The following is a 2,874-nucleotide window of genomic DNA, read 5'->3' as shown; positions in this document are numbered from 1 at the left end:
TTTTATCGGATTATTTTAGATTGTGTGGGGTATATAATTGGATGCGGGGGTAGGATTTGAACCTACGACCTTCAGGTTATGAGCCTGACGAGCTACCGGGCTGCTCCACCCCGCGATAGTGGGTGGTATATAAAGAGAGAGGGTGAGCGAGGGGACCTGGCGGCGACCGACTTTTCCGCTTCTTAAGAAGCAGTATCATAGGCGCTGGAGGCTTTAACGGCCGAGTTCGGGATGGGATCGGGTTTGGATCCTCCGCCATAGCCACCAGGTCTTCCCGCTCACCCTGTGAGGTGTTTGGGGGTGTTGGTTGGTGTTTTATGAGTGTGACTGACTACTGTGCATGTGTTTTAGTGTGTGAGAGATATGGGCGATTAGGATCAGTTAGCTACACATGTTACCATGCTTTCACACCTGACCTATCGACGTCCTGGTCTTGGACGGCCCTGTGAGACCTAGTTTTGAGGCTGGTTTCCCGCTTAGATGCTTTCAGCGGTTATCCATTCCGAACTTAGCTACCCGGCTGTGCCGCTGGCGCGACAACCGGTGCACCAGAGGTTCGTTCATCCCGGTCCTCTCGTACTAGGGACAAATCCTCTCAAGTCTCTTACACCCACGGCAGATAGGGACCGAACTGTCTCACGACGTTCTAAACCCAGCTCACGTACCACTTTAATCGGCGAACAGCCGAACCCTTGGGACCTGCTCCAGCCCCAGGATGTGATGAGCCGACATCGAGGTGCCAAACCTCCCCGTCGATGTGGACTCTTGGGGGAGATCAGCCTGTTATCCCTAGAGTACCTTTTATCCGTTGAGCGATGGCCCATCCACGCGGGACCACCGGATCACTATGGCCGACTTTCGTCTCTGCTCGAGCTGTCACTCTCGCAGTCAGGCGGGCTTATGCCATTGCACTCGACAGCCGGTTTCCGACCGGCCTGAGCCCACCATCGCGCGCCTCCGTTATTCTTTGGGAGGCGACCGCCCCAGTCAAACTGCCCACCATACAGGGTCCCGGACCAGGCTAACTGGTCTCGGTTAGATATCAGAAAAGTTCAGGGTGGTATTTCAAGGATGGCTCCACCTGAGCTGGCGCCCGGGTTTCAAAGCCTCCCACCTATCCTACACAAAACTTTCCTGATACCACTGTAAAGCTGCAGTAAAGGTTCATAGGGTCTTTCCGTCTGACCGCGGGTACCCCGCATCTTCACGGGGAGTTCAATTTCGCTGAGCCGATGCTGGAGACAGCGGGGAAGTCGTTACGCCATTCGTGCAGGTCGGAACTTACCCGACAAGGAATTTCGCTACCTTAGGACCGTTATAGTTACGGCCGCCGTTTACCGGGGCTTCGATTCGACGCTTGCACATCTCCTCTTAACCTTCCGGCACCGGGCAGGCGTCAGACCCTATACGTCATCTTTCGATTTCGCAGAGTCCTGTGTTTTTACTAAACAGTCGCTACCCCCTGGTCTGTGCCACCCGCTAATGGTTGCCCACTAACGGGTCTCGTTTCTTCCGAAGTTACACGAGCAATTTGCCTAGTTCCTTCAGCATCGTTCTCTCAAGCGCCTTGGTATTCTCTACCAGTCCACCTGTGTCGGTTTCGGGTACGGTCTATATGCTAGAGCTATTTCCTGGAACGGTCCAAAAGCCAGCTCAATCCGTTAAGAGCTGACAACATATCTCGTTCGTCACTTCTAGCAGGCTTAGGACTATTAACCTAATTCCCATCGACTACGGCTTTCGCCCTCGCCTTAGGGGCCGGCTCACCCTGCGTGGATTAACCTTGCGCAGGAACCCTTGGACTTTCGGCGACAGTGTTTCTCGCACTGTTTGTCGCTACTCATGTCAGCATTCGCACTTCTGATACCTCCAGAGAGGGTCACCCCGTCTCCTTCGCAGGCTTACAGAACGCTCCGCTACCGCGCATAGTAAACTATGCACCCACAGCTTCGGCACGTGGCTTGAGCCCCGTTACATTTTCGGCGCAGGGTTTCTATTAGACCAGTGAGCTATTACGCTTTCTTTAAAGGATGGCTGCTTCTAAGCCAACCTCCTGGTTGTTTTGGAATCCCCACATCCTTTCCCACTTAGCCACGATTTAGGGGCCTTAGCTGGTGGTCTGGGCTGTTTCCCTCTCGACAATGGACCTTAGCACCCACTGTCTGTCTGCCGTGCTCATACTCCTCGGTATTCGGAGTTTGGTTAGGTGTGGTAAGGCTTTGGGCCCCCCTAGCCCATCCAGTGCTCTACCCCCGAGGGCAATACACGACGATCTACCTCAATAGATTTCGCGGAGAACCAGCTATCTCCGAGTTTGATTGGCCTTTCACCCCTAGCCACAGCTCATCCCCGACTTTTTCAACAGGCGTGGGTTCGGCCCTCCAGTGCGTGTTACCGCACCTTCAGCCTGGCCATGGCTAGATCACTCGGTTTCGGGTCTTCTACCAGTAACTCAGTCGCCCTATTCAGACTCGCTTTCGCTACGCCTACACCTATCGGCTTAAGCTTGCTACGGACAGAAACTCGCTGACCCATTATACAAAAGGTACGCCGTCACCCCATAAGAGGCTCCGACTGCTTGTAGGCACCTGGTTTCAGGTCTCTTTCACTCCCCTTATCGGGGTGCTTTTCACCTTTCCCTCACGGTACTGGTTCGCTATCGGTCACCAGAGAGTATTTAGGCTTGGAAGGTGGTCCTCCCATGTTCAGACAGGGTTTCTCGTGCCCCGCCCTACTCAAGGCCTTTAAGAGACATTACGCATAAGGGACTATCACCCACTATGGTCAGACTTTCCAGACTGTTCTGCTTGTTCTCTTAAAGACACTGGCCTGTTCCGCGTTCGCTCGCCACTACTAGCAGAATCTCTGTTGATG

At 53.9% G+C, this 2,874-nt stretch carries 1 tRNA gene and 2 rRNA genes (1 of these 3 running past the window's edge); all 3 read right to left on the bottom strand.

The window, feature by feature from the left end:
• Positions 1–38 precede the first annotated feature (38 nt).
• Positions 39–115 (bottom strand) — tRNA-Met (locus AL01_RS09260).
• Between the two features lie 39 nt (positions 116–154).
• Positions 155–269: ribosomal RNA gene (rrf, locus tag AL01_RS09255) — 5S ribosomal RNA — on the bottom strand.
• A gap of 82 nt (positions 270–351) precedes the next feature.
• Positions 352–2,874 (bottom strand): 23S ribosomal RNA (locus tag AL01_RS09250); it runs 214 nt beyond the window's last position.

Origin of the sequence: Bombella intestini (assembly GCF_002003665.1) — a bacterium.
In the GTDB taxonomy this organism is placed as follows: Bacteria; Pseudomonadota; Alphaproteobacteria; order Acetobacterales; family Acetobacteraceae; genus Bombella; species Bombella intestini.
This window is presented reverse-complemented; position numbering and strand designations above follow the sequence as displayed.